The organism is Pseudomonas sp. Z1-12, from assembly GCF_051132015.1.
Lineage (GTDB): Bacteria > Pseudomonadota > Gammaproteobacteria > Pseudomonadales > Pseudomonadaceae > Aquipseudomonas > Aquipseudomonas zanjanensis.
Genome location: NZ_CP071647.1, coordinates 3,725,860 through 3,752,201 on the forward strand (window position 1 = coordinate 3,725,860; position 26,342 = coordinate 3,752,201).

The following is a 26,342-nucleotide window of genomic DNA, read 5'->3' on the forward strand; positions in this document are numbered from 1 at the left end:
CAGGAGGCTTGCCTGACCCGTGTCCAGCAAGCCCCAGCGTCTGTGCGTGACCCAGGCTCAAGCCCTTTTCCAGTCGAGATGAACATGAGCGGACTTCAAGGTTTTCGTATTTCGCCGCAACAGGCATCGGTCTATCCCCACATCAACGGCGCGACGCAGCACCCGTTCAGTTGCCATTTGCAATGGTCCCTTTCGCAAGCGCTGGACATCGATACGCTGAACAACCGCCTGCAGGCGTTGGTGGCCGGCAGTGAAATCCTGCGCACGCGCCTGATGCCCGTGCCTGGCCTGCGCCATCCGGTGCAGGTGATTGACGAAACCGCTGCGCTGGCGGTGAACCTCCGGGACCTGCGTCAACACAGCCGCGCCGACCAGGACGCCGCCCTGGCCCAATTCGCCAGCCAACCCCGCGACTGGACAACCCCGTTGTGCGTCACCCTGGTGCGCCTGGACGATGAACAAACGGTCCTGGACCTGGCCGCGGCCAGCAGCCATTTCGACCTCGCCAGCCTGAAATGGCTGGCCGCCGCATTGCTGCAAGACACCGCCACCGACCTGTCCGAGACCTTGCAGTACGCCGACTACGCCGAATGGCGCTGGAGCCTGGTTGAAGACGCGCCGGACCATCCAGGCGTGAGCTTCTGGAAACCCTCGGGCGAAACCGAACAGGCCGCCTTGCAACTGCCCCTCGAAACGACGCTCGAAGGCGGGTTCGCGCCGACCCGCCTGGACCTGACACTGCCGACCAACCTCGCTCGCCACCCTGCCCTGAGCTCGGACTTGCTGCTGGCGGCATGGGCAGCGGTGCTGGGACGATTGGCCGGCCAGCAACAGGTGCCGCTCACCCTGATCCATGAAAGCCGCGGTGCGGAACTGGAAAACACCCTGGGCCTGTTCGAGCAGTGCCTGCCCGTGAGCATCGAACTGGACGCCCAGGCGACCTTGCTGGAGCAAAGCAAGCAAGTGGCCGTCACCCTGGAACGGGCACTTGGCTGGCAGGACTACTACACCGGCACCCTCAATGGCGGATACGCCTTTGCCTGGCGCTCGGGCGATGCCCAGGAGCGTCATGCCAGCGCAGTGATGAACCCGCTGAAAGCGTGCCTGAACGTGCGCCAATTGCCCGATAGCCTGCACGCGCAGCTGGTCTACGACCGCCATGCCCTCAGCGCCGAAGCCGCTGGCTGCCTCGCCGAGCAATGGCTGCAACTGTTGCAAGGTGCACTGGCCGAACCGCAACGGGCCTGGGCGCAGTTGCCCCTCGGTGGTGCGCTGCAATCGCAGTTGATCGGCACCGGCGCGGACGTGCCGTCCATCGAACCGGTGACGCTGGTGGAATTGATTGCCCGCCAGGTTCGCCAGCAACCGAACGCCATCGCCCTCAGCGACCAGCACGGCGACCTCAGCTACAGCCGCCTCGACGCCTGCGCCACGCAGTTGGCCCATCGACTGGTCGCCGCCGGCATCGGCCCTGGGGTGCCGGTCGGCATCTTGTTCGCCCGTGGCAACGCCGCCATTGTCGCCATGCTCGCCGTCCTGAAAGCCGGTGGCGCCTACGTCCCCGTCGACCCGACCTACCCGGCGGACCGCCGCGCCTACATGCTCGCCGACAGCGCCATCGCCCACATCGTGGTCAGCGCCGAACTGGCCGACAGCGTGCCGGCAGACCTGCAACGCTTCGTGCTGGATGACCTGGCAACACCCGACCTCGGCGATTTGCCGGCGCTGCCGTTGCCGGGCGCGAACGACCTCGCCTATCTGATCTACACCTCCGGCTCCACCGGTGCGCCGAAAGCCGTGGAAATCAGTCACGGCGCACTGAGCTTCTCGACCCAGGTGCGCATGGCGGCCTATGAGACGCCGGTACGCGCTTATCTGCTGCTGTCGTCGTTTGCCTTCGACAGTTCGGTCGCCGGGATTTTCTGGACCCTGGCCCAAGGCGGACGCCTGGTATTGCCCGCCCCGGGTGAAGAGCTGGAGATGGCCCGCCTGGCGCAATTGATTGCCCAGCATCAGGTCAGCCACGGCCTGTCATTGCCGTCGCTGTACCAGGCCCTGCTCGATCAATTGCAACGCAGCGGCGCAACCGACAGTCTCGCCTGCTGGATCGTCGCCGGTGAGGCCTGTCCGCCATCGCTGATCGCGCAACACAGCAAGACCCTGCCCCATGCACGGCTGGTGAACGAATACGGCCCCACCGAAGCCACCGTCTGGGCCACCTATGAGGTGTTGGAGCCAGGCCGGAACGTCAGCATCGGCCGCCCCATCGCCGGCATGGACCTGCGCCTGCTGAACGAATTCGACACGGCCTGCGGCATTGGCGAGCCGGGCGAAATCGTCCTCGCCGGCCCAACCCTGGCCCGCGGCTATCGCAACAAGCCCGAAGAAACCGCCAAGGCCTTCGTCACCCTGGCCGACGGCACCCGAGCCTATCGCACGGGTGACTTGGCATGCTGGTTGGCCGACGGGCGCCTGGCCTTCCTCGGGCGCAAGGACCATCAGGTCAAGGTGCGCGGCTACCGCATCGAGCTGGGGGAAATCGAACGCCAGTTGTGCAACCACAGCGACGTGCGCGAAGCCGCGGTGATCGTCCAGGAACAGGCCGCCGGCAAGCGCCTGCTCGCCTACATCCTCGCCGCCCACGCCTACGCACCGGACTCGGAGGCGATCAAGCGTTTCCTCGGCGAACGCCTGCCGTCGTACATGGTGCCGGCGCTGGTGCTGACCCTGCCGAGCTTTCCGCGCACGCCCAACGGCAAGCTCGACACCCGCCAGTTACCCGACCCGGACCAGTTCGACGAAAGCACCCACGTGGCGCCGCGCAACGCCATGGAAACCACTTTGCAAGCCATCGTCGCCAAGGTCTTGAAGCTCTCGACGGTGAGCGTCACCGACAACTTCTTCGCCATCGGCGGCGACTCGATCCTGAGCCTGCAAGTGGTGGCCCAGGCCCACGAGCAAGGCATCGCGCTCTCGGCCAAGCAAGTCTTCGAACGCCAGACCATCGCCGCCATGGCCGAAGTCGCGCAAGCGCTGGACCCGAGCGCCGCCGAGCCGGACGCCGACAGCACCGAATTCAGCGCCTCGGGCCTGTCCGATGACGAAATGCAAGCGTTGATGGCCGAACTGGACGAGGCCGACCTGTGAACGGTTCTTCACCTCGCCACGCCATCACCGTTGCCCCTTTTTACGCAGGACGCTTTCAATGACCACCGAAAAAACCACCGGCAACCCGATCGAAGACATTTACCCGCTGTCGCCGCTGCAACAAGGGATGCTGTTCCACTCCCTGCTGCACGAAGACTCCGGGGTGTACCTGATGCAGGATCGCTACCGCATCGGCGGGGCCATCGATGAAGGGGCGTTCCTCGAATCGTGGCGCCAGGTGGTGGCGCTGCACCCTTCCCTGCGCGCCAGTTTCCAGTGGAAAAGCCAGAAGCAACCGGTGCAGGTCATCCATCGCCAGGTCAAGGTGCCGCTGGACACCCTCGACCTGCGCGGGCTCGCCCCCCATGAACAGGAAGCGCGGATCCGCACGCTGCTGGAAGACGAGCAAAAAGTCGGCTTCAACCTGTCCAAGCCACCGCTGATTCGCTTCCGGCTGGTGCGCCTGGCCGACGAGTCCTACGAATTCATTCGCAGCTTCCACCACATCCTGATGGACGCCTGGTGCATTTCCCTTGTGACCGTGGACTTCCTCAAAGTCTACGAAGCGCTGTGCAACGACCGCACGCCCGAGCTGAAGAGCCCTCGGCCATTTCGCGACTACATCCAATGGCTGCAGCGCCAGGACGCGGGCAAGGCCGAGCAATTCTGGCGCGGCCAGTTGCAAGGCCTCAACGCGCCCACGCCACTGACCGTGGACAACGGCGTGACCCGCGACCGCTACACCGATGCGGTGCTGGTGGACGACCAACTGATTCACCTTGACGAACAGGAAACCCAGGCGCTGGCAGCGTTCTGCCGCAGTCGCCGGATCACCCCGAACACGTTTTTCCAGGGTGTGTGGTCGTTGCTGCTGTCGCGCTACAGCGGGCAACAGGACGTGGTCTTCGGGGTCACCGTGGCCGGGCGTCCGGCCGACCTGACTGGCGTCGCGGAAATGATCGGCCTGTTCATCAATACCCTGCCGCTGCGGGTTTCGGTGGACCCGAACGCCGCGCTCGGCAACTGGCTGGGCGACCTGCAAAAGCTCAACGTCGACATGCGCGACTTCGAGCACACGCCGTTGACCGACATCCAGGGTTGGAGTGATTTTCCCCGGGGCGAGACCCTGTTCGACAGCATCCTGGTGTTCGAAAACGCGCCCATCGACGAACAGATCCTCGAAGGCGGCTTCCAGTTCAGCCTCGAAGGCATGGACCACAGCGTGCACACCCACTACGGCTTGACCGTGGTGATCCTGCCGGGCGAACAACTGGGCATCCGCGTGTCCTATGACCGCGAACGTTTCGACGCCGCCACCGTGCAGCGCCTGCTGGGCCACATCGCCAGCCTCGTGCGCAGCATGCTCGCCGCCCCCGACGCGCCGTTGGCCAGCTTCGAACTGCTGGCCGCCGACGAGCGTCAACAGTTGCTGGGCGAATGGGCGCTCAACCCCCACGATTTTCCGCTGGATCAAAGCTACGCCGAGCTGTTTGCCGCCCAGGTCGCCCAGCGCGGTGATCAGGTCGCTGCGATCTGTGCCGGCGAGTCGCTGACCTACGCCGAGCTGGACCTGCGCTCCACGCGCTTGGCCCATGCCCTGCGCGAGGCCGGCGCCGGTGAGGACCAACTGGTCGCGCTGGTCGCCCCCCGTGGCCTGGCGCTGTTGACCATGATGCTGGCGGTGTTCAAGGCCGGCGCGGCGATGCTGCCCCTCGAGGTCAATCATCCGCCCGAGCGCCTGCGGGAAATCCTGGGGCTGTCCCGCGCACCGTTGCTGGTTGCCAGCGAAGGGTGCAGCGGCCTGCTCGATCAACTGCTCAGCGGCCTCGACCCGGCGCCCAAGGCACTGTTCGCCGAGGCCTGCTGGACCGGTGGCAACGACGCGCCATTGCCGGTGCTCGCCCGCCCCGACAGCCTGGCCTACGTGCTGTTCACCTCGGGTTCGACCGGCACACCGAAGGGCGTGATGATCGAACAGCGCGGCATGCTCAACAACATCTTTGGCAAAGTACCGGCCCTGGGGCTCAGCGCCGCCGACCGGATTCCCCAGACCGCGTCGGTGGCGTTCGACATTTCGGTGTGGCAGTTCCTCGCCGCGCCGGTGCTCGGTGCCACCGTGCACATTCTTCCGGATGAAGTCGCCCACGACCCGCAACGCCTGTTGCAAGTGCTCGCCAGCGAGCGCTTGAACGTGCTGGAAATCGTCCCGAGCCTGATGCGCACCCTGCTCGCGCTGTGCCCGTGCGAGTTGCAACTGCCGGACCTGCGCTGGGTCCTGCCCACCGGTGAAGCGCTGCCGCCAACCGTGGCCCGGGACTGGTTCGCGCGCTTCCCCGACATCGCCTTGATGAACGCCTACGGGCCGGCCGAATGCGCCGACGACGTGGCCTTCCAGCCGATCTTCACAGCACCGGGGGCCGAGGTCAGTCACATGCCTATCGGCCAACCGACCGCCAACAACCGCCTGTATGTGCTGGACGAGGCCCTGCGCCCGGTGCCGGCTGGCGTGGCCGGGGAAATCTGTGTCGGTGGCGTCGGCGTTGGCCGCGGCTACCTGCATGACCCGCAGCGCACCGCTGAGGCCTTCATCAACCATCCCCGACTCGAAGGTCGCCTGTACCGCACCGGCGACCTGGGACGCTGGCGAGCAGACGGCGTGATCGAGTACCTCGGCCGCCGCGATCAACAGGTGAAACTGCGTGGGCACCGGATCGAGCTGACGGAAATCGAACACCGTCTCGCCCAGCATCCGAACGTGCGCGAAGCCGCCGTCCTGCTGCGGGAAAACACCGTCGGCGAAGCCTGGCTGGTGGCGTACTGGTCGGCCCATGACCAGGACTTGGGCAGTGATGGCCTGAGCGAACACCTGCGCACGCAATTGCCGCCGTACATGGTGCCGGCGGCCTTCGTCTGCCTGGACAAACTGCCCCTGAACAATAACGGCAAGGTCGATCGCAAGGCCCTCGCTGCCCGCGAGCTGGACTGGCAGGCCGACACCCAGGAAAGCATCGCCCCGCGCAATGCACTGGAAACCGCCGTGGCATCCATCTGGGCCGAAGTCCTGGGGCGTGACACGGTGGGCGTGGAAGATAACTTCTTCACCCTCGGCGGGCATTCGCTGCTGGCGACCCAGATCGTGGCGCGCCTGCGCACCCAGTTCAAGCTCGACCTGCCGTTGCGGGTGTTGTTCGAACAGCCAACCGTGGCCTTGCTGGCCGAGGCCATCGGCGCCCGCCAGGCCGAGGCCGCCGCACCGCACGCCAACGCACCCAGCGTACCCAAGGCCCAGCCACGCCCGCCGTTGCTGCCGCTGTCGTTCTCGCAACAGCGCCTGTGGTTCATCGAACAACTGACACCAGGCACGACCCTGTTCAACATCCCGTTTGCCCTGCACCTCAAGGGTGAACTCAATGTCGAGGCGCTGCACGCCAGCCTCAACGATCTGCTGGTGCGCCACGAAATCCTGCGCACCGGCATCCACAGCACCGACGGCGTACCGTGCCAACGCATCAGCCCGGCGCTGGACATCGCGCTGCCCTTCGAAGACTTGTCGGGCCTGACCGCCACCGCGCGCGAAGGCGCGCAGTTCAATGCCCTGCAAGACACTTTCGAGCAGCCGTTCGACCTGACCTGCCCTCCGCTGCTACGGGCACGCTTGCTGCGCCTGGCGCCGGGCGAGCATGTGCTCGGCATCGCCCTGCATCACCTGGTCTCGGACGCGTGGTCAGCCACCATCGCCCTGCGCGAACTGGCCTTGGGTTATGAAGCCCGTTGCAACGGCGCCCCCGCCGAACTGCCGGCCCTGCCGCTGCAATACGCCGACTTCGCGCTCTGGCAGCGCGAGCACCTGCAAGGCGCGGAACTCAAGCGCCAGCTCGATTACTGGACCACCACCCTCGACCGCCGTGACAGCGATGCCAGCCCATTGCTGGCCTTGCCCACCGATCACCCACGGCCGTCGGTGCAAAGCTACCGCGCCGGGATTGTCCAGCGTGAACTCAGCGCCGACCTCAGTGGCCGGGTGCAAGCCTTCGCCAGTCGCCTCGGCACCACGCCGTTCACCGTCCTCTTCGCCGGTTTCGCCGTGTTGATGCACCGCTTGAGCGGCGACGCCACGGTGCTGGTCGGGACGCCGGTCACCCACCGTGAACAGCCGGGCACCGAAGGCCTGCTGGGCATCCTGTTGAACAACCTGGCGATCCGCGCGGACATCGAGCCGCAAGCGGACTTCACTGCCTTGGTCAAACAAGTGGCTGAGCGCCTGCGCAGTGGCCTGCAACATCAAGACCTGCCGTTCGAGCAATTGGTGGACAGCCTGCAATTGCCACGCAGCCTCAGCCATGCGCCGCTGTACCAGGTAATGGTCGCCCAGCAACTGGCCATGGAGTCGCGGTTGCGCTTCCCCGGCCTGGAATTCGAAGCGCTGGACACGCCGCTGCGACACTCCGAATGCGACTTGGACCTGCACGTGCTGTGCCCGGCCAATGCGCCGATCCAACTGGAGCTGATGTTCGCCCTCGACCTGTTCGTCGCCGACAGTGCTCGCCAGACCCTCGCCCGCCTGGAACACCTGCTCGAACACATGCTCGCCGAACCCCAGCGTCCGGTCGCCGCCTTGCCGCTGCTGATGGACACGGAATGGCAACGCACCGTGGTCGAGTGGAACCGTACCGAAATGGCAGTGCCGACGCACCTGACCTTCGCCCAGTTGTTCGAACAACAGGCCGAACGCACCCCGGAGCGTGACGCGCTGTGTTTCGAAGGCCGCAGCCTGAGCTACGGCGAATTGAACCGTCGGGCCAACCAAGTGGCGCATTACCTGCGCAGCCGCGGCGTCGGCGCGAACAGCCCGGTGGCGCTGTGTGTCGAGCGTTCGCTGGAGCTGCTGGTCGGCCTGCTGGGCATCCTCAAGTCCGGTGGCGCCTATGTGCCGCTGGACCAGACCTACCCGGTGGATCGCCTGGCGTACATGCTCGAAGACGCCCGACCGGCGCTGTTCCTCGGCCAGCAGGGCCTGCTGGAACAGCTGGGCGTCGAACTGCCACGCTTGCGCCTGGACAGCGACGCGGCGCTGTTCGCCGACCAGCCGGACAATAACCCCGCCCCGCTCGCCGGCCCGCAAGACCTGGCCTACATCATGTACACCTCCGGTTCGACCGGTAAGCCCAAGGGCACCCTGGTGACCAACGGTTCGGTGGTCAACCTGGCCTGGGCGCGTATCCATGGCTTGTATCGCCGCTACACCGACCAGCCGATGCGCACCAGCTTCAACTACTCGTTCGCCTTCGACAGCTCGGTGGCCGAACTGATCCTGTTGCTCGACGGCCACAGCCTGTACCTGACCCCGGAAGACGTGCGCTACGACCCCGAGGCCCTGGCCGGTTTCTTCCGCGACACCCGCCTGGAGGCCTTCGAGTGCACCCCGGCACAGCTCAAGGCGCTGTTGGAAAGCGACGGCGTTCGCCGGGGCGAGGTGTACCTGCCGCGCTTCGTGCTGTTCGGTGGCGACGCGGTGGACGCGCAGCTGTGGCAACGCCTGCCGTCGATTGCCGGCAGCCGCTTCTTCAACACCTATGGCCCGACCGAATGCACCGTGGATGCCACCGGCTGCGCGGTGGATGACTTCCCGCAGCGGCCGATCATCGGCCGGCCCATCGCCAACGTGCGCACCTATGTGCTCGACGCCTTCCTCAATCCGATGCCGGTGGGCGTCCCGGGGGAACTGCACATCGGCGGTGCCGGCGTCACCCTGGGCTACCTCAACCGCGCCGAGCAGACGGCGAAGGTGTTCATCGAAGACCCGTTCTCATCGCTGCCAGGCGCGCGGATGTACAAGTCCGGCGACCTGGTGCGCTGGCTGCCCGACGGCCAGCTCGAATACCTGGGACGCATGGATCATCAAGTGAAGATCCGTGGCTTCCGCGTCGAACTGGGGGAAATCGAAACCCTGATCGGCGCCCAACCGGGCGTGCGCCAGGCCGTGGTGCTGGCCCGTGAAGACGTGCCTGGCGACAAGCGCCTGGTGGCCTACGTGACGTGCGACCAGCAGGCCGACATCCACGCCTGGCGCAAAACCATTGGCGCCGCCCTGCCCGACTACATGGTGCCCTCGGCGTTCGTGGTGCTCGATGAGCTGCCGTTGACGGACAACGGCAAACTCAACCGCAAGGCCTTGCCGGCCCCGGATATCCAAGCCGCGCCAAACGCCCTGGACCCGCCGCGCAGCGCCGCCGAACAACAACTGGCGGCCCTGTGGGCCGAGTTGCTGAACGTGCCGACGACGCAGATCGGCCGCGACAGCCATTTCTTCTACCTCGGTGGCCACTCGCTGCTGGCGGCGGCGCTGTTCGCCCGCCTGCGCCAACGCTTCGCCAGCGTGCCGCCGTTGCGGGCGGTGTTCGAGCACCCGACCCTCGAGGCCTTGGCCGCGCTGCTGGGCGATCCCCTGCAAGCCCCGGCGGCGACCTTCGTCCCGGCGGTTCGTCCGGCGCGCCTGCCGCTGTCGTTCGAACAGCAACGCTTGTGGTTCCTGGAACAACTGAGCGCCGGCGGTGGCGAGTACAACGTGGTCAGCGCCGTGCAACTGGACGGCGAACTCAACACCCAGGCCCTGCAAGCGGCCTTGGACAGCGTGGTCCAACGCCACGAGATCCTGCGCAGTCGCATCGTGCGCGATAGCGACGGCGAATTGCAGTTGGCGATCGACGCGCAGGTCGACATCACCGTGCAGGTGAAGACCCTGCAAGCCGCCAGTGACGAGCAATGGCAGGCACTGACCGACGCGGCGATTCACACAGAAACCGGTCGCCGTTTCGACCTCGCCGTCGAAGTACCGATCCGGGCCACGTTGCTGCAACGCAGCGGCGGCGCCCAGTCGTTGCTGTTGCTCAGCGTGCACCACTGCGCCATCGATGACGCCTCCAGCCAGAACCTGCTGGAGGAACTGCGCCAGTGCTACACCGCCCAGTGCCAAGGCATCCCGGCGACACTGCCGGCGCTGGCGTTGCAATACCCCGATTACGCCCTCTGGCAGCGCGAACCCGGTCAACAGACCGCGTTCAGCAGCCAACTGGACTACTGGCGCAACCAACTGGAGGACGGCGACTACCTGCTGGACCTGCCGACCGCACAGGGCCGTCCAAACCAGCTCGACCCGACGGCCGGCGCGGTGCAATTGCAATTGCCGCCCGCCCTGGTGGAACGCCTGCGGCAGTTCGCCCAGCAACGCGGGGCCACGCTGTACATGCTCATGCTCGGCGCCGCGCAATTGCTCCTGGGCCGCTATGCCAACCAACGCGACGTGCGGGTCGGCAGCCCGGTGGCCCAGCGTCCATTCGCCGAGCTGCAGCCGCTGATCGGCTGCTTCGTCAACACCGTGGTCATGCGCGCCGACCTGGATCCGGCGCTGGACTTCGCAGGCTTGCTCGACCAGGTGCGCAACCGTGTGCTGGATGCCCAACAGCATCAGGACGTGCCGTTCGACCAGGTTGTCGAGCATCTGAAACCGTCGCGCAGCCTCGGCCAGACACCGCTGTTCCAAGTGCTGTTCGCCATGCAGAACGCCGACGCGTCGAGCCAGCCATGGCCCCGGTTGCAGGTCAGCGAACGCGCGGTGACCGCCCAGGCCACCAAGTACGACCTGAACTGGGAAGTGCACGACGGCGAGGTGCTGTCGGTGTTGCTGGAATACCGCGCCGCGCTGTTCAGCGACACCACGGCCCGGCGTTGGCTGGAACAGTGGCAACAACTGCTGGAAACCATGCTCGACGCGCCAGACACCCGCCTCGGTGATTGGACGCCGTTGCCAGCGGCCGAGCGTCAGTGCCAACTGATCGAGTGGAACGCCACCGAACGTCACTTCAGCGGCCCGACCAACCTGCACACTGCCCTGAGCCAGCAAGCGGCCCTGAGCCCCAACGCCCCGGCGCTGGTGTTCGAAGGCCAGCGCCTGACATATGCCGAACTGGACCAACGGGCGCAAACCGTCGCCCGGACCCTGCGCGCCGCCGGCGTGGGCACCGACAGCATCGTGCCGGTGTGCATGGAACGCTCGGTGGAGATGGTCGTGGCCTTGCTCAGCATCGTCCATGCCGGCGCCGCGTGGCTGCCGCTGGATCCGGAACTGCCGGCCACGCGCCTGGCGTTCCTGATCGAAGACGCCGACGCCAAGGTCACCTTGACCCAAGCCCAGTGGTTGTCGCGCCTTCCAACCGGGCATCAGGCCTGGACGCTGGATGCGTTGCCAGACGCTGAAGCCTTCGAACCGATCAGCGTCGACGCCAACGACCTGGCCTACGTGCTCTACACCTCCGGTTCCACCGGCCAACCCAAAGGCGTGATGAACGAACACAGCGCCTTGATGAACCGCCTGCACTGGATGCAGGACGCCTTCCCGATTGGCCCGAACGACCGTGTGCTGCAAAAGACCCCGTACAGCTTCGACGTGTCGGTGTGGGAGTTCTTCTGGCCATTGATCACCGGCGCGACCCTGGTCGTCGCCCGTCCGGACGGTCATCGCGACCCGGCCTACCTCAGCCAGTTGATTCAACAGGAACGGGTCACGACCTTGCACTTCGTACCGTCCATGCTCCGTGCCTTTGTCGAGGAGCCGAGCCTGGCCGACTGCCACAGCCTGCGCCAGGTCTTCGCCAGCGGCGAAGCCTTGCCAGTGGACTTGGTGCGGCGCTTCGTGGGTCAACACCCGGCGGCGCTGGTCAACCTGTACGGCCCGACCGAAGCAGCCATCGACGTCTCGGTCTGGCGCTGCTCGGCGGACGATACGATCGTGCCGATCGGCAAGCCCATCGCCAACCTGCGCTTGTACATCCTCGACGAAGCCCTGCAACCGTTGCCGATTGGCAGCATCGGCGAGCTGTACATCGGCGGCGTCGGCGTGGCCCGTGGCTATCTGAAACGCCCGGACCTGACCGAAGAACGCTTCCTTGCCAGCCCATTCGTGGCCGGTGATCGGCTGTACCGCACCGGCGACCGTTGCCGTTTCCTGGCCGATGGCAACATCGAATACCTGGGGCGTCTCGACCATCAGGTGAAGCTACGTGGCCAGCGCATCGAATTGGGTGAAATCGACGCGGCGCTGCTGGCCCAGGCCGGTGTTCGCGACGCCGCCACCTTGTTGCTCGACCAACGCCTGGTGAGTTTCTGGTGCGGTGACGCCGATGAGGCGACCCTGCGTGCCGACTTGAGCGACAGCCTGCCCGTGCACATGCAACCCAGCCTGTTCGTGCAGCTCGACTGCCTGCCCCTCAACAGCAACGGCAAGCTCGACCGCAAGGCGTTGGTTGCCACGCCGCTGCCACACAGCCAAAGCGACCAGCCACGCACCGCGCCACGGGACGGGACTGAAACCGTGCTTTGCGAACTGTTCAGCGAAGTGCTGGGTGGTTCGGAAGTCGGCATCGAGGACAACTTTTTCCAACTCGGCGGCCACTCCTTGCTGGCCACCCGCCTGGTCAGTCGGGTCCGCGAGCGCCTGGGGGTTTCCCTGCCCCTGCCGCTGGTGTTCGCCCAACCAACGGTCGCGGCCCTGGCCGAGCACCTGCGCGCGGCCATGCCCGGTGAGTCGATCACCGCGCAACCGCGCCCGGCGCAACTGCCCCTGGGCCTGGCCCAGCGCCGCTTCTGGATGCTCAGCCGCCTGGTGCCGGAGTCCCGCGAGTACCACATGCCATTCGCCCTGACCTTGCGCGGCGAGCTGCAGGTCCAGGTCTTGCGTGAAGCTTTCGAGCAGGTCAGCCAGCGCCACCTGGTGCTGCGCAGCCGGATTGTCGACGTCGACGGCGAGCCGCAATTGCTGATCGACGACCACGGGCCGGCGCTTACGGTCACTGGCGTTGCAAGCCAGGACTGGGCCGCGACCTGCGCCAACGCCCAAGACGAACTGATGACACCGTTCGACCTGGCCGCCGCCGCGCCTTGGCGTGCGCACCTGCTGCAACGCCAGGGCAGCGACGAACACCTGTTGCTGGTGTGCCTGCACCACAGCGCCACCGACGGTTGGGCCATGCAGTTGCTCATCGACGAGCTGACCCAGGCCTACGCCGCCGGCCTGGACGGGCACTCGCCCACCTGGACCCCGCTGGAGATCGACTATGTCGATTTCGCCCTGTGGCAACAGCACCCGGACACCCAGGCCCGGCGCAGTGCCAGCCTGGACTATTGGAAAAACCACCTGGGCCAGGACGACTATCAGCTCGACCTGCCCATCGACCATCCACGTGGCGCCGAAGCCGATCGTCGCGCCCGGCAACTGACTGTCCGCCTCGGCAGCCAGCGCGCCGAAGCCATCCGGCAGTTCGCCCGTCAGCGCGGCACCACCACCTACGTGGTGTTGGCCACGGCCCTGAGCGCACTGCTGGCCCGCTACAGCGGCCAGCGGGAGATTCGCCTCGGCACCCCGGCGGACCAGCGTGACCATGCCCAGACCCAGACCTTGCTGGCGTGCCTGGTCAACACCCTGGTGATCCGCAGCGACGTCGACCAGCGGGCCCCGGCCGAGCAACTGCTCGCCAGCCTCGAGGCCGACCTGCGCGCCGCCCAGGCCCACGCCGACCTGCCCTTTGCCACCCTGGTCGGCGCCATTGCGCAGAATCGCGACTTGAACCGTACGCCGCTGTTCCAAGTGCTGTTCTCCCTCAACTACGGTCGGGTCGACAGCAGCCAGTGGCCGGGGCTGAACGTCGAAGAGCAGATGCTGCCGATGATCGACGCCAAATTCGAACAGAGCTGGGAAGTCCAGGACGACGGCAGCGACATGACGCTGGCGCTGGAATACCAATCGGCCTTGTACGACGAAGCGACGATGCAACGCTGGAGCGCTCAATGGTGCGCGCTGCTCGACGCCCTGGTGGCCGCACCTGGGCGGACCCTGGTCGAGCTGTTCCCGCAACAGCAGGACCAGCAGCAACTCGACCGCTGGAACGCCACCGAACGTCACTACAGCGGCCCGACCAACCTGCACACCGCCCTGAGCCAGCAAGCGGCCCTGAGCCCCAACGCCCCGGCGCTGGTGTTCGAAGGCCAGCGCCTGACGTATGCCGAACTGGACCAGCGGGCGCAATCCGTCGCCCGGGCCCTGCGCGCCGCCGGCGTGGGCACCGACAGCATCGTGCCGGTGTGCATGGAGCGCTCGGTGGAGATGGTCGTGGCCTTGCTCGGCATCGTCCATGCCGGCGCCGCGTGGTTGCCGCTGGATCCGGAGTTGCCGGCCACGCGCCTGGCCTTCCTGATCGAAGACGCCGACGCCAAGGTCACCTTGACCCAAGGCCAATGGCTGTCGCGCTTGCCCGTTGGGCATCAGGCCTGGACGCTGGATGCGTTGCCAGACGCTGGAGCTTTCGAACCGATCAGCGTCGAAGCCAACGACCTGGCCTACGTGCTCTACACCTCCGGTTCCACCGGCCAACCCAAAGGCGTGATGAACGAACACGGCGCCTTGATGAACCGCCTGCACTGGATGCAGGACGCCTTCCCGATTGGTCCGAACGACCGTGTGCTGCAAAAGACCCCGTACAGCTTCGACGTATCGGTGTGGGAGTTCTTCTGGCCATTGATCACCGGCGCGACCCTGGTGGTCGCCCGTCCGGACGGTCATCGCGACCCGGCCTACCTCAGCCAGTTGATCCAACAGGAACGGGTCACGACCTTGCACTTCGTACCGTCCATGCTCCGTGCCTTTGTCGAGGAACCGAGCCTGGCCGACTGCCACAGCCTGCGCCAGGTCTTCGCCAGCGGCGAAGCCTTGCCAGTGGACCTGGTGCGGCGCTTCATGGGTCAACACCCGGCGGCGCTGGTCAACCTGTACGGCCCGACCGAAGCAGCCATCGACGTCTCGGTCTGGCGCTGCTCGGCGGACGATACGATCGTGCCGATCGGCAAGCCCATCGCCAACCTGCGCTTGTACATCCTCGACGAAGCCCTGCAACCGTTGCCGATTGGCAGCATCGGCGAGCTGTACATCGGCGGCGTCGGCGTGGCCCGTGGTTATCTGAAACGCCCGGACCTGACCGAAGAACGCTTCCTCGCCTGCCCATTCGTGGCCGGTGATCGCTTGTACCGCACCGGCGACCGCTGCCGCTTCCTGGCCGATGGCAACATCGAGTATCTGGGGCGTCTTGACCATCAGGTGAAGCTGCGTGGCCAGCGCATCGAATTGGGTGAAATCGACGCGGCGCTGCTGAACCTGCCGGCCGTTACCGGCGCCTGCACCCTGGTCATCGACAACCGCCTGGTGGCGTTCTACAGCAGTGCCACCGCGCAGTCGGACCTCGACACACAACTGGCGACCGAGCTGCCGGCCTACATGGTGCCAGCGGTGTGGGTGCACATCCCGGCCCTGCCCCTGAGCACCAACGGCAAGATCGACCGCAAGGCCCTGGCCGCCCTGCCCTTGCCCAACACCCAGAAAGACTACGCGGCACCGCGCAACGACCTGGAGCGCCTGCTCTGCCAGTTGTTCGGCGAGCTGCTCGGCGAAACCTTGACCGGCGGCCGTGAAGTCGGCACCTCGGACAGTTTCTTCGCCTTGGGTGGTGACTCGATCCTCGGCCTGAAACTGATCTCACGCTTGCGTGAACAGGGCTATTCGCTCACGCCACGGGACCTGTTCCGTTCGCCGACCCCGGCGGCCCTGGCCCACGTGACCACGGCCCTGCTGACCCAGGCCGAACAAGGCGACGTGGCCGGACCGATGCCGCTGATGCCGTTACACCAGTGGTTCTTCGACCAGCAACAGGTCCAGGCCGCGCACTGGAACCAATCGGTGCTGGCCGACAGCGACCGGCGCCTGGAACCGGCCATCGTCCAAGCCACGCTGGACCGGCTGGTGGCCCACCACGACGCCCTGCGCCTGCGCTTCACCGAGGTCGACGGTCAATGGCAAGCGCACATCGTGCCAGTGGCTCCGGCCCAACTGACCTGCTGCGAACACCCGGACCAACTGCTGCAGATCGCGCAAAGCCTGGACCTGCAACACGGCCCACTGTTTGCCGCAGCCCTGCTGGAAGGCACGCCGCAGCGCCTGTACCTGGTGGCCCATCACTTGGTGGTCGATGCGGTGTCCTGGACGCCGCTGCTGGAAGACTTCCAACAGTTGTACGCGGCCCTGGAGCGCGGCGAGCAGCCGACGTTGCCGGCGAAAACCACCTCGTATCGTCAATGGGCCGAGCACCTTCAAGCCCATGCCGCGAAGGTTGCCGGCGAGCATCGCTACTGGAGTGCCCAGGCCTCTGCGAACCGGCCCCCCATGGCCACGGTCGCCGAGCGCCAGACCCTGTCGGCCCGCTGGGACGCCAGCCGCACGCACCAATGGCTGACCGAATCCCACGCGGCTTACCGCACGCAACCGGAAGAACTGCTGATCGCCGCCCTCGCCGCGACCCTGGCCGAGGTCGAACAGCGCAGTGACATCGTCGTGGACCTGGAGCGCCACGGGCGTGACGCACCGTTTGCCGGGTTGGACGTCGGCCGCACCGTCGGCTGGTTCACCACCCTCTACCCGCTGCGCGTGAGCGCCAGCGGCGCCGCGGGCGATCAGGTGCGCAACGCCAAGCAAGCCTTGCGTGACGTCCCCGGCCTGGGCCTGGGCTACGGCTTGCTGCGCCAGCGCGGTGAGTTGCCGGCCAGCCACGGCGACGTGCTGTTCAACTACCTGGGGCATGAGCAAACGCCCGCGGGCTGGTTGCGCGCCAGCGCCCTGACCCCGCCGCCGGACGTCGCCCCGGCGAACCGAGTGACCCATGCCCGGGAAGTGGTGGCCTGGCTGGAGGACGGCGTGTTGCGTGTCGAATGGCACAGCGTCACGCCGAACGCCGACAGCCATTTGCCCGCTCGCCTGCTGGAACGCTTGCAGGCGCTGGTCGAACACTGCCTCGACCCACAGGCCGGTTCGCTGATGCCGGCGGATTTCCCGCTGGCCAAAGGCATGAACCAGGCGACCCTCGACACCTTGCTCAAACGCCTGGGGCCGAAGAAGTGAGCCCCGGCACGACCTGTATTTGACTTAGAAGTGCGCCGTTCGCGGCGCACGTGTCTCCTCGCTTTTCTGGATTGAACACTGCCGCCATGCATGACCAAATCGAAAATATCTACTCGCTGACCCCGCTGCAAAAAGGCCTGCTGTACCACGAGGCCTATGCGCCCGAATCCCGGGTCTATTACCAGCAGATGAACATCGGCCTGGCCGGAGAGCTCGACCTCGATGCGTTCCGCCAGGCCTGGGTGGCCCTGATGCAACGCCACGCGGTGTTGCGCACGGCGTTTCTCTGGGAAGAGCTGGACGACGCCTATCAGGTCATCCTCAAGGAAGTCGACCTGCCCCTCCGGGAAGTCGACCTACGCGGTCACTCGCAAAAGCTGGCAGCCCTCGCGGCAGAAGATCACGCACAGGCGTTCGAGCTGGGTGCCGCCCCGTTGATGCGCCTGACCCTGGCGCGACTGGACGATGTGAACGGCCAAGCACAGTGGTCGCTGATCTGGACGCACCATCACCTGTTGCTCGACGGTTGGAGCGTCGGCTCGCTGCTGGCAGACTGGCGCGATCTGTATCGCGCGGCGCGGCGCGGCCAGCACGCGGCGCTGGAAACGGTGCGACCGTTCCAGGATTACGTGGCTTACCTCAGTGAACGCCCTTCGTCAGATGACTTCTGGCGCAGCCGCCTGGCAGACTTCGCCAACACCACCCGCGTGCCCGAGTCGGACCCACGTGGCCTGCTCGTCGACCCGATAGACGCTCACCTGCCCTGCACCGAGCATTCACTGAGGCTGGACGCCGCGACCACCGCTCGCCTGGCCAGCTTCGCCCGCAACCACAACCTGACCGTCAACACCTTGCTGCAAGCGGCCTACGCTTACCTGCTGGGCCGTCACAATGGCACGGATGAGAGCCTGATCGGCGTCACCGTGGCCGGGCGCCCAGAGCGTCTGAACGGCGTCGAGCGCATGGTCGGGCTGTTCATCAACACCTTGCCGTTGCGCGTTCGTTGGGACGATGCACCGACCGTGGGCCAATGGCTGGCTGGCATCCAGGACTGGAACGCCGAGATGCGCGAGCATGAACACACACCGCTGGCGAGCCTGCGGGCGTTGACCGCGCTGCCGCCGGGCGGTGAGTTGTTCGAAGCGATCATCGTATTCGAAAACTTCCCATTCCCCCGGGAACTGGATCAGATCGACGAGGGCCTGTTCGGCCTGCCAGACGCCGAACACGCCGCGCCCTTGCGCCACACTGGCGGGCGCAACAACTACCCGATATCGCTGATCGCGTCGATGGAAAGCGACTGCTTGCAACTGCATCTGGTGCATCAACGCAAGCGCTTGTCCGACGCGGCCGGCGTACGCCTGCTGATGCAGTTGACAGCGCTGCTCGAAGAACTGAGCCGTGACGCAAATCGGCCACTGGCCGAGGTGCCCCTGTGCCCGACGCAAGAACTGCAACTGACCCGCCACTGGGGCAACGGTGCGCCCCTCGATTTGCCCAATGCACCGCTGCACGAACTGATCGCCGCCCAGGCCCGCCGCCATCCCGAGCGTGAAGCCGTGCGCGACACCCACGGCGCCTTGAGCTACGGCGAACTGCTCGAAGCATCGACCGGCTTGACCAACGCCTTGCGCCAGCGCGGCCTGCAACAGGGTGATCGCGTCGCGCTGGCGCTGCCCCGCAACAACGACGCAGTCATCTCGCTACTGGCGGTGATGCAGGCCGGTGGCTGCTTCCTGCCGCTGGACCTGGGCCAACCGGCCTCGCGCCTGAGTGCGCTGATCGCCAGCGCCGACGTGAACTTCATCATCGGTACACCGGCCTTCGAAAGCGCCTCCGTGCAGGTGATCGAGGCCTCGGCGCGGGCCACCGGCAGCGACCTGCCCACGGTGGATCAACAGGCCTGCGCCTACGTGATCTACACCTCCGGCTCCACCGGTACGCCGAAAGGTGTACGCCTGTCCCATCGGGCTATCACCGCCTACATCACCGGCATTCTGGCCGAGCTGGGTTGCGCCGAGGCGGAACAACCCTGGCGCCATGCGCTGCTCTCGACCCTGGCGGCAGACCTCGGTTACACCCAGTTGTTCGGCGCGCTGGCCAGCGGTGGCAGCCTGTTGCTGGTGGACGACGACACACGCGCAGACCCGAACGCACTGGCGCAGTGTTTTGCCGAGTTCACCCCGGACCTGGTCAAGCTCACCCCCAACCACCTGCACGGCCTACTCGCTGCTCACCCCGACGCCGATCTGCTCCCGCGTCGCGCCTTGTTGCTGGGTGGCGAAGCGCTGCAAGGCACATTGCTGGAGACCCTCCGGGCGCTGCGTCCGGACCTCGCGGTCTACAACCACTACGGCCCGACCGAAAGCGCCGTGGGCATTTGCCTGTCGCGCATCGACCAGCCTCTGGTCGGTGTGCAGCCGTTGGGCCAGCCGCAACCGAACCGACAACTGCGGGTACTCGACAACCACGGTCACGCCGTGCCTGTCGGCGTGCCGGGGGAACTGTGGGTGGGCGGCGAAGGCCTGGCCATCGACTACCTCGGCGATCCAGCACAAACCGCTGCGCGCTTCACGGCCGTGGCCGACCTGCCCCGCGCCTACCGCACCGGCGACCGTGTGCGTTGGCTGGAGTCTGGTGAGCTGGCCTTCCTCGGGCGCGTCGACAATCAAATCAAGCTGCGCGGCTACCGCATTGAATTGGGCGAAGTCGAAGCGCAGATCAAACGCCTGTCGAGCAACATCCAGCAAGTGCTGGTGCGCGTGATACAACCGGCCGAGGAGACGCCACGCCTGGTCGCCTGGTTGGTGGCCAGTACCTCCATGTCCGCCGACAAGCTGCGCCATGACCTGGCGCTGCGCGTGCCGGACTACATGGTGCCGGCCGACTTCATCGCCCTGGATGCCATCCCGCTGAACGCCAACGGCAAACCGGACATCGCCGGCTTGCCATTGCCCGACGCCCCGACCCGCCGGGACACCTACGAAGCCCCACGGGATGCGGTGGAAAGCGCCTTTGTCGAGATCTGGCAGGATGTGCTGCGGGTCGAGCGCGTCGGTATCCACGACAACTTCTTCGCCCTGGGCGGCGATTCGATCCTCAACCTGCAGATCATCGCCCGTGCCCACCAGCGCGGCATGAAACTGACGCCCAAGCAATTGTTCGAAAACCGCACCATCGCCGAAATCTCCGCGGTGATCAGCCAAGGCACGAACTACAGCCGCGACACCTGCAACGCTGCACGCGATGTACCGCTGACAGCGGGTCAACACGCCCGTCTCGAAGCCGGCCCACTCAAGGCCGACTGGCGTTGCGTGGCGCTGCAAGCGCCGGTCAGCGTCGAGGTATTGAGCCGTGCCGTGCTGGCCCTGCAACAGCAGCACCGGGCGCTGCAAGTGGGCCTGGCCCCACAGGCTGACGGTACCTGGGTGCAAACCCTGCCCACGACGCCTAAACCAGTCAGCGCCAGTCGCCAGTCGCTGAACACTGCCGATACCAGCGCATTGGCCGAGCTGGCTGAAGCCACCCTGGCCACGCTGGACCACGCCGCCGGCGAAGGCTGGCATGCCTGCCTTTGCGAGCAGGGTGACGCGGTGCTGTTGGTGGCCCACGCCTTGCGCCTGGACGCCAGTTCATGGGCATTGCTGATGACGGACCTGGCGTTGGCCGTGGCGCAAGCGCAGTACGACCGTGCAATCGAATTGCCGCGTCACGGTGGCAATCTGGATGAATGGGCTGAGCATCAAAATACCCGTGCCAAGGATGAAGACGGGTTGGAGCCGGCGTGGGAATACTGGCTGCAATATGCCGGTGAAACCCTGCCGTCCACCCCGCAACCGGACGGTCCGGCCACTGAAAGCAGCGTGCAGATTTCGGCACCGCTCAGCGCCCGTCTGAATCTGCTGCAACGCCGCAGCCACGCACCTTGGGCCTCACTGGTGGCCACCGCCGTCGCAGCGGAACTGGCACAACAAACGGCTAGCCAGGACGTCTGGCTAAGCCTGGATCGCGGCCGCTGCGAACGCGCTCGCCTACCGCTCACCAGCGCCTTGAGCCGCACCGATTTCGACCCGGCCACGGTCATCGGCGCGCTGAGCCACCCCGCGCCTCTGCGCCTGACCGTGACACCGACGGCCAGCGCCGCACAGATGCTTGCACAGGTTGACGCACAACTGGCCGCCGCCCCGAACACCGGTGATGACTACGGCGTGTTGCGTTACCTGGCCGACAACGAGTACTTGCGCGAACCGCTGCTGAGCCTGCCGCAGCCGACCGTGCATATCGTCATGGCCGGCGCGTGGCAGGTCCATGAGGGGCCGCTGGGCGACGTCATCGCCAGCAGCACGCCGATCGACGCCTCGGGACTGACCCTGTCCGTCAGCCTGCGACACGGTCAACTGCACATTGATTGCCGTGGCCCAGGCGCCGAACAGTGGGCCGAGGTGCTGGAACAGCGTCTGGCCCTGCTGGCCGCCGATGCCGAACACGTCACCCCCGGCGCCCACGCGTTCCCCTTGTGCCGTGCCGCCGGTCACGACCTCAGCGCCCTGGGCGCGAACTTCGACTGGGCCGGCATCGACGACTTGCTGCCCCTGTCGCCCATGCAAGAAGGCATGTTGCTGCACACTCTGCTGCGCCCCAACAGTGGCATTTACCTGATGCAGCAGCGCTATCGTTGGGACGGTGAACTGGACCGCAGCGCCATCGAGTTCGCCTGGGCGCGACAACTGGCCCGGCACCCGATGTTGCGCACCGGTTTCTGGTGGCAGGACGGCAAGGCGGCGCTGCAATGCGTTTATCACGACACCGACCCGGCCTTCGCCTGGTACGACTGGCGGCACCTCGACGAGGCGAGTCGCCAGCGCCAATTGGACGCGGTGCTGGACGCTGAATGCCGTCAGGGTTTCGACATGCGTCGGCCACCGTTGACGTTCCTGCGGGTATTCCAGGTAGCCGATCAGGAATTCCTGATCGTGCGCAGCTTCCATCACATCCTGACCGACGCCTGGTGTTTCGGCCTGTTGATGGCCGACCTTTTCGCCCACTACCAGGCGCGGGTACTCGACCAGCCGGTGGCGCGTCCGTTGCTGCCATCGTTCAGCAACTATGTGCATTGGCTGCAATGCCAGGACACGTCCGTCACCGAGCAATTCTGGACCCGCGAACTGGCCGGTTTCAACGCGCCGACACCGCTGGTGGTGGATCGCCCGGCCACGACCGAGCAAGCGGTCGAGACCGTGGCCAACCTTGACGTCACCCTGTCGATTGCCGATACCCGTGCATTGACCGCGCTGTGCCAACAACACCAACTCACGCCCAACACATGGATCCAAGGCGCGTGGGCCCTGCTTCTATCGCGCTACAGTGGCAGTGATGACGTCCTGTTCGGTGTCACGGTGTCGGGCCGTCCCACCGACCTGCCCGGCGTGGAAGACATCGTCGGCCTGTTCATCAACAGCCTGCCGTTGCGGGTCAAGGTTGACGATGAACAAGCCGTGGTGCCATGGCTGCAAGCGCTGTTCGCACATAACGTCGAGCTGCGTGCCTACGAACACGCACCGCTGGTGGACATTCAGCGCTGGAGTGAACTCGAGCACGGTCGCTCGCTGTTCGACAGCCTGGTGGTGTTCGAAAACGCGCCGTTCGACGCCGGCCTGTCGGATCGTCAGGTCGACTTCAACGTCGACATCTACGAAGACCGCGTGCACACCAACTATCCAATGACGGTGGTGCTTTACCCCGGCGATCGCCTGGGCATTCGCCTGACTTACGATGCCGCGCGGTTCGACACCGAGACCGTGCAGCGCATGCTAGGCCACTTGCGCCAGTTGCTGACGCAAATGGTCGCCCAGCCTGAGGCCCCCCTGGCTTCGCTGTCGTTGCTGACGCCGGAGGAGCGCCAGACGTTGCTGGTGGACTGGAACCGCAGCGAACTCGACTTCCCGTTGGAGCAAACCTACGCCGAGCTGTTCGCCCGCCAGGTGGCGGCGCATCCACAGCGCATCGCTGCCGTGTGCGGCGCCGACCGCCTGAGCTACGCCGAGCTGGACCAGCGCTCCAATCGCCTGGCCCGGGCCCTGGTGGAAACCGGTGCCGGCCGTGACACCCTGGTGGCCCTGGCCGGCGAACGCGGCCTGCCGCTGCTGAGCATGATGATCGCCGTGCTCAAGGCCGGTGCCGCCTACTTGCCATTGGATATCAAGCATCCGCCACAACGCCTGGGGGAAATTCTCGAACTGTCCGGGGCGACGATCCTGTTGGCCAGCGACAGCGCCGACTCGGTCATCGATCCGGCACTGGCCGCCTGTACTGCAACACCGCGACGCTTGCGCACCGAAGCCCTCTGGCTGAGCGGTGATGGTACGCCGCTGCCTGCGGCCGGCAGCCCTGACGACCTAGCCTATGTAATCTTTACTTCGGGTTCCACCGGCACCCCCAAAGGCGCGATGATCGAACAACGGGGCATGCTCAACAACATCTTCGGCAAGGTGCCGACGCTGGGCCTGTCGAGCGACGACCGAATTGCCCAGACCGCCTCCCCGGCGTTCGACATTTCGGTCTGGCAATTCCTCGCCGCACCGGTTCTCGGCGCCACCGTGCACATCCTGCCGGACGTGATTGCCCATGATCCCGAGCGCCTGCTGGCTGCGCTGCAAGCGCAACAACTGTCGGTGCTAGAAGCCGTGCCGACGATGATCCGCGCCCTGCTCGACCTCGCTGACGCCGACACACAACTGCCGGCACTGCGCTGGTTGCTGCCCACCGGCGAAGCCCTGCCTCCAGCCCTGGCCCAAGCCTGGCTGCGTCGATTTGCCCATGTGCCGTTGATGAACGCCTATGGCCCGGCGGAGTGCTCGGACGATGTGGCGTTCCACCCGCTGACCCAAGTGCCGGACGAGGACGGCAATGCCATGCCGATTGGCCGGCCTACCGCCAACAACCATTTGTACCTGGTTGACGCGCAACTGCGTCCGGTGCCGGTGGGCGTACCGGGGGAAATCTGCGTCGGTGGCGTGGGGGTCGGCCGCGGCTACCTCAACGACCCGGACAAAACCCGGGCCGCGTTCGTCGCGCACCCGTTCGAACCCGAGGCCCGTTTCTACCGCACCGGTGACCTGGGGCGCTGGCGCGCAGATGGGGTGATCGAGTTCCTCGGACGCCGCGACCAGCAGGTGAAGATCCGCGGCCACCGTATCGAACTGGGGGAAATCGAAGATCACCTGGGTCGTCATCCCGCCGTGCAGGCCGTGGCCGTGATCGTCAACGCCGACCAGCGCGGCGACCTGCAACTGGTCGCGTACTGGACGGGCGACGACACACCGGTGGCGGTACTGCGCGAATGGTTGACCCAACGCCTGCCGTCCTACATGGTGCCGGCCCATTGGCAACAGCTGGAGGCATTGCCGTTGAACGCCAACGGCAAAGTCGACCGCAAGGAACTGACGGCTCGAACGCTGGACAACAACCTGATCGAACAACGACCGCTGAGCAGCGACACCGAGCAGCAACTGGGCGCGATCTGGGCGCAGATTCTCAACGTGCCGGCGATCGGTGCAGACGACAACTTCTTTGCCCTCGGCGGGCACTCGTTGCTGGCGACACGGGTGGTTTCGCGCATTCGCAGCCAGCTCGCGGTGGACTTGCCGCTGCGTACCGTTTTCGACCATCCGGTATTGGAAAACCTCGCCCGTGCCATCGACAGCGCGCGCTTGCAGACAGCACCATTGGCCCTGCCCGCCATCACCCAGGCGGATCGGTCGCAGGCCTTGCCGCTGTCGTTTGCCCAGCAGCGCTTGTGGTTCCTCGAACAGTTGAACCCTGGCTCCAGCGGCTTCAACATTCCGTTCGCCTTGACGTTGACCGGGGCGCTGAATGTCGAAGCCTTGCGCCTGGCCTTCGAGCAATTGATCGCCCGTCATGAAGTGCTACGCAGCACCGTACACAGTGACCACGGTGAGCCTTGGCAGCGGATCGAGGCCGCACAGGCGTTTGCCCTGCCGGTCACCGATCTGCAACAGGTCCCGCATCAGGAACGGGAGCCGGCCATCCAGGCACATCTGTCCGAAGTCTTCGGCCAACCGTTCGACCTGACCCAAGCGCCGTTGATGCGTGCACGGTTGTTGCAACTGGACGCGCAGACCCATGTACTGGCCATCGCCCTGCACCACATTGCCGTGGACGCCTGGTCCATTGCGCAGTTGGTGGATCAACTGGCCAGCGACTATGCCGGCTTTGGCAGCCCGGCAACCCGTATCGACACCCCGCCGCTGCAATACGCCGACTTCGCCGTGTGGCAACGCAAGCACCTGCCGGGCCCGGTCTGGCAGCAACAACTGACCTACTGGCGTCAGCAGCTGCAAGCCAGCCCGGGGCCGCTGTTGTTGCCGGGCGCCCAAACCCGCGATCACAGCGGGTGCGCGCGGCATCGCAGTCGCCTGCCGGCGTCGTTGGCCCAGGCCATCAACGACTTGGCGAAAGCTCGCGACGCCTCGCCGTTCATGGTGTTGCACAGCGCGCTGAACGTCGTGCTGCATCAGCAGACCGGACGTGAAGACTTGTTGGTCGGCACCGACATCGCCAACCGCCATCAACAGCAGACCGAAGACATGGTGGGCTTCTTCGTCAATCAGTTGGTGCTGCGTTGCCGCGTCACGCCGCAGCAGACGTTTGACCAGTTGCTGGGCGATGCTCGACGCGTGGCGCTGGAGGCCTTTGCCCATCAGGACTTGCCGTTCGACGCGCTGGTGGCTGACCTGCTGCCACAGCGAGACGCCCGGTATACGCCGTTCTTCCAGGTCAAACTGGTGGTGCAGAACACCCGCCAGCAGGACCTGCATCTGCCGGGGTTGGCAATCAGTGAACGGGAGCTTGAGCCACAGGCCTCGGATGTGGACCTGCTGATCAACGTCGTGGATGAGGGTGCGGGACTGCTGGTGGTGTACGACTACGACACCGGCCGTTACACCCGTGACTGCATCGAACTGTTCGACAGCCTGTTCATTTGCCTGTTGGAGCAACTGAGCCTGAACACCGACACCGATGTCGCCCGGTTGCTGCTGCCACTCAATCAACTGCAACAGACCCGCCGTGAACAGGCTCAGGCCGCGCTGCGTGAAGCCGGCAGCGCGCGCCAGAGTGCCCTGGGCCAGGCCCGTCGTCGCACTGTCGTGAAGGACGCCGAGCAATGATCGGCTTCGATTCA

General features: G+C 66.0%; 3 protein-coding genes. All 3 read left to right on the plus strand.

The window, feature by feature from the left end; translation table 11 throughout:
- Positions 1 to 84: 84 nt before the first annotated feature.
- The 3 genes from J3P85_RS15735 to J3P85_RS15745 all read left to right on the plus strand — a co-directional run bounded on the left by J3P85_RS15735 (position 85) and on the right by J3P85_RS15745 (position 26,328).
- Positions 85 to 3,147 carry a non-ribosomal peptide synthetase gene (locus J3P85_RS15735; protein ID WP_434702308.1) on the plus strand — a complete coding sequence of 1,021 codons (3,063 nt, stop codon included), beginning with the start codon at positions 85 to 87 and terminating at the stop codon, positions 3,145 to 3,147.
- Positions 3,148 to 3,205: 58 nt separating this feature from the next.
- Complete coding sequence (locus J3P85_RS15740) at positions 3,206 to 17,140, plus strand: non-ribosomal peptide synthase/polyketide synthase (RefSeq protein ID WP_434702309.1); 13,935 nt, start codon at positions 3,206 to 3,208, stop codon at positions 17,138 to 17,140.
- 86 nt (positions 17,141 to 17,226) lie between these two features.
- Complete coding sequence (locus tag J3P85_RS15745; RefSeq protein ID WP_434702310.1) at positions 17,227 to 26,328, plus strand: amino acid adenylation domain-containing protein; 9,102 nt, start codon at positions 17,227 to 17,229, stop codon at positions 26,326 to 26,328.
- The last annotated feature ends 14 nt before the right edge of the window (positions 26,329 to 26,342 follow it).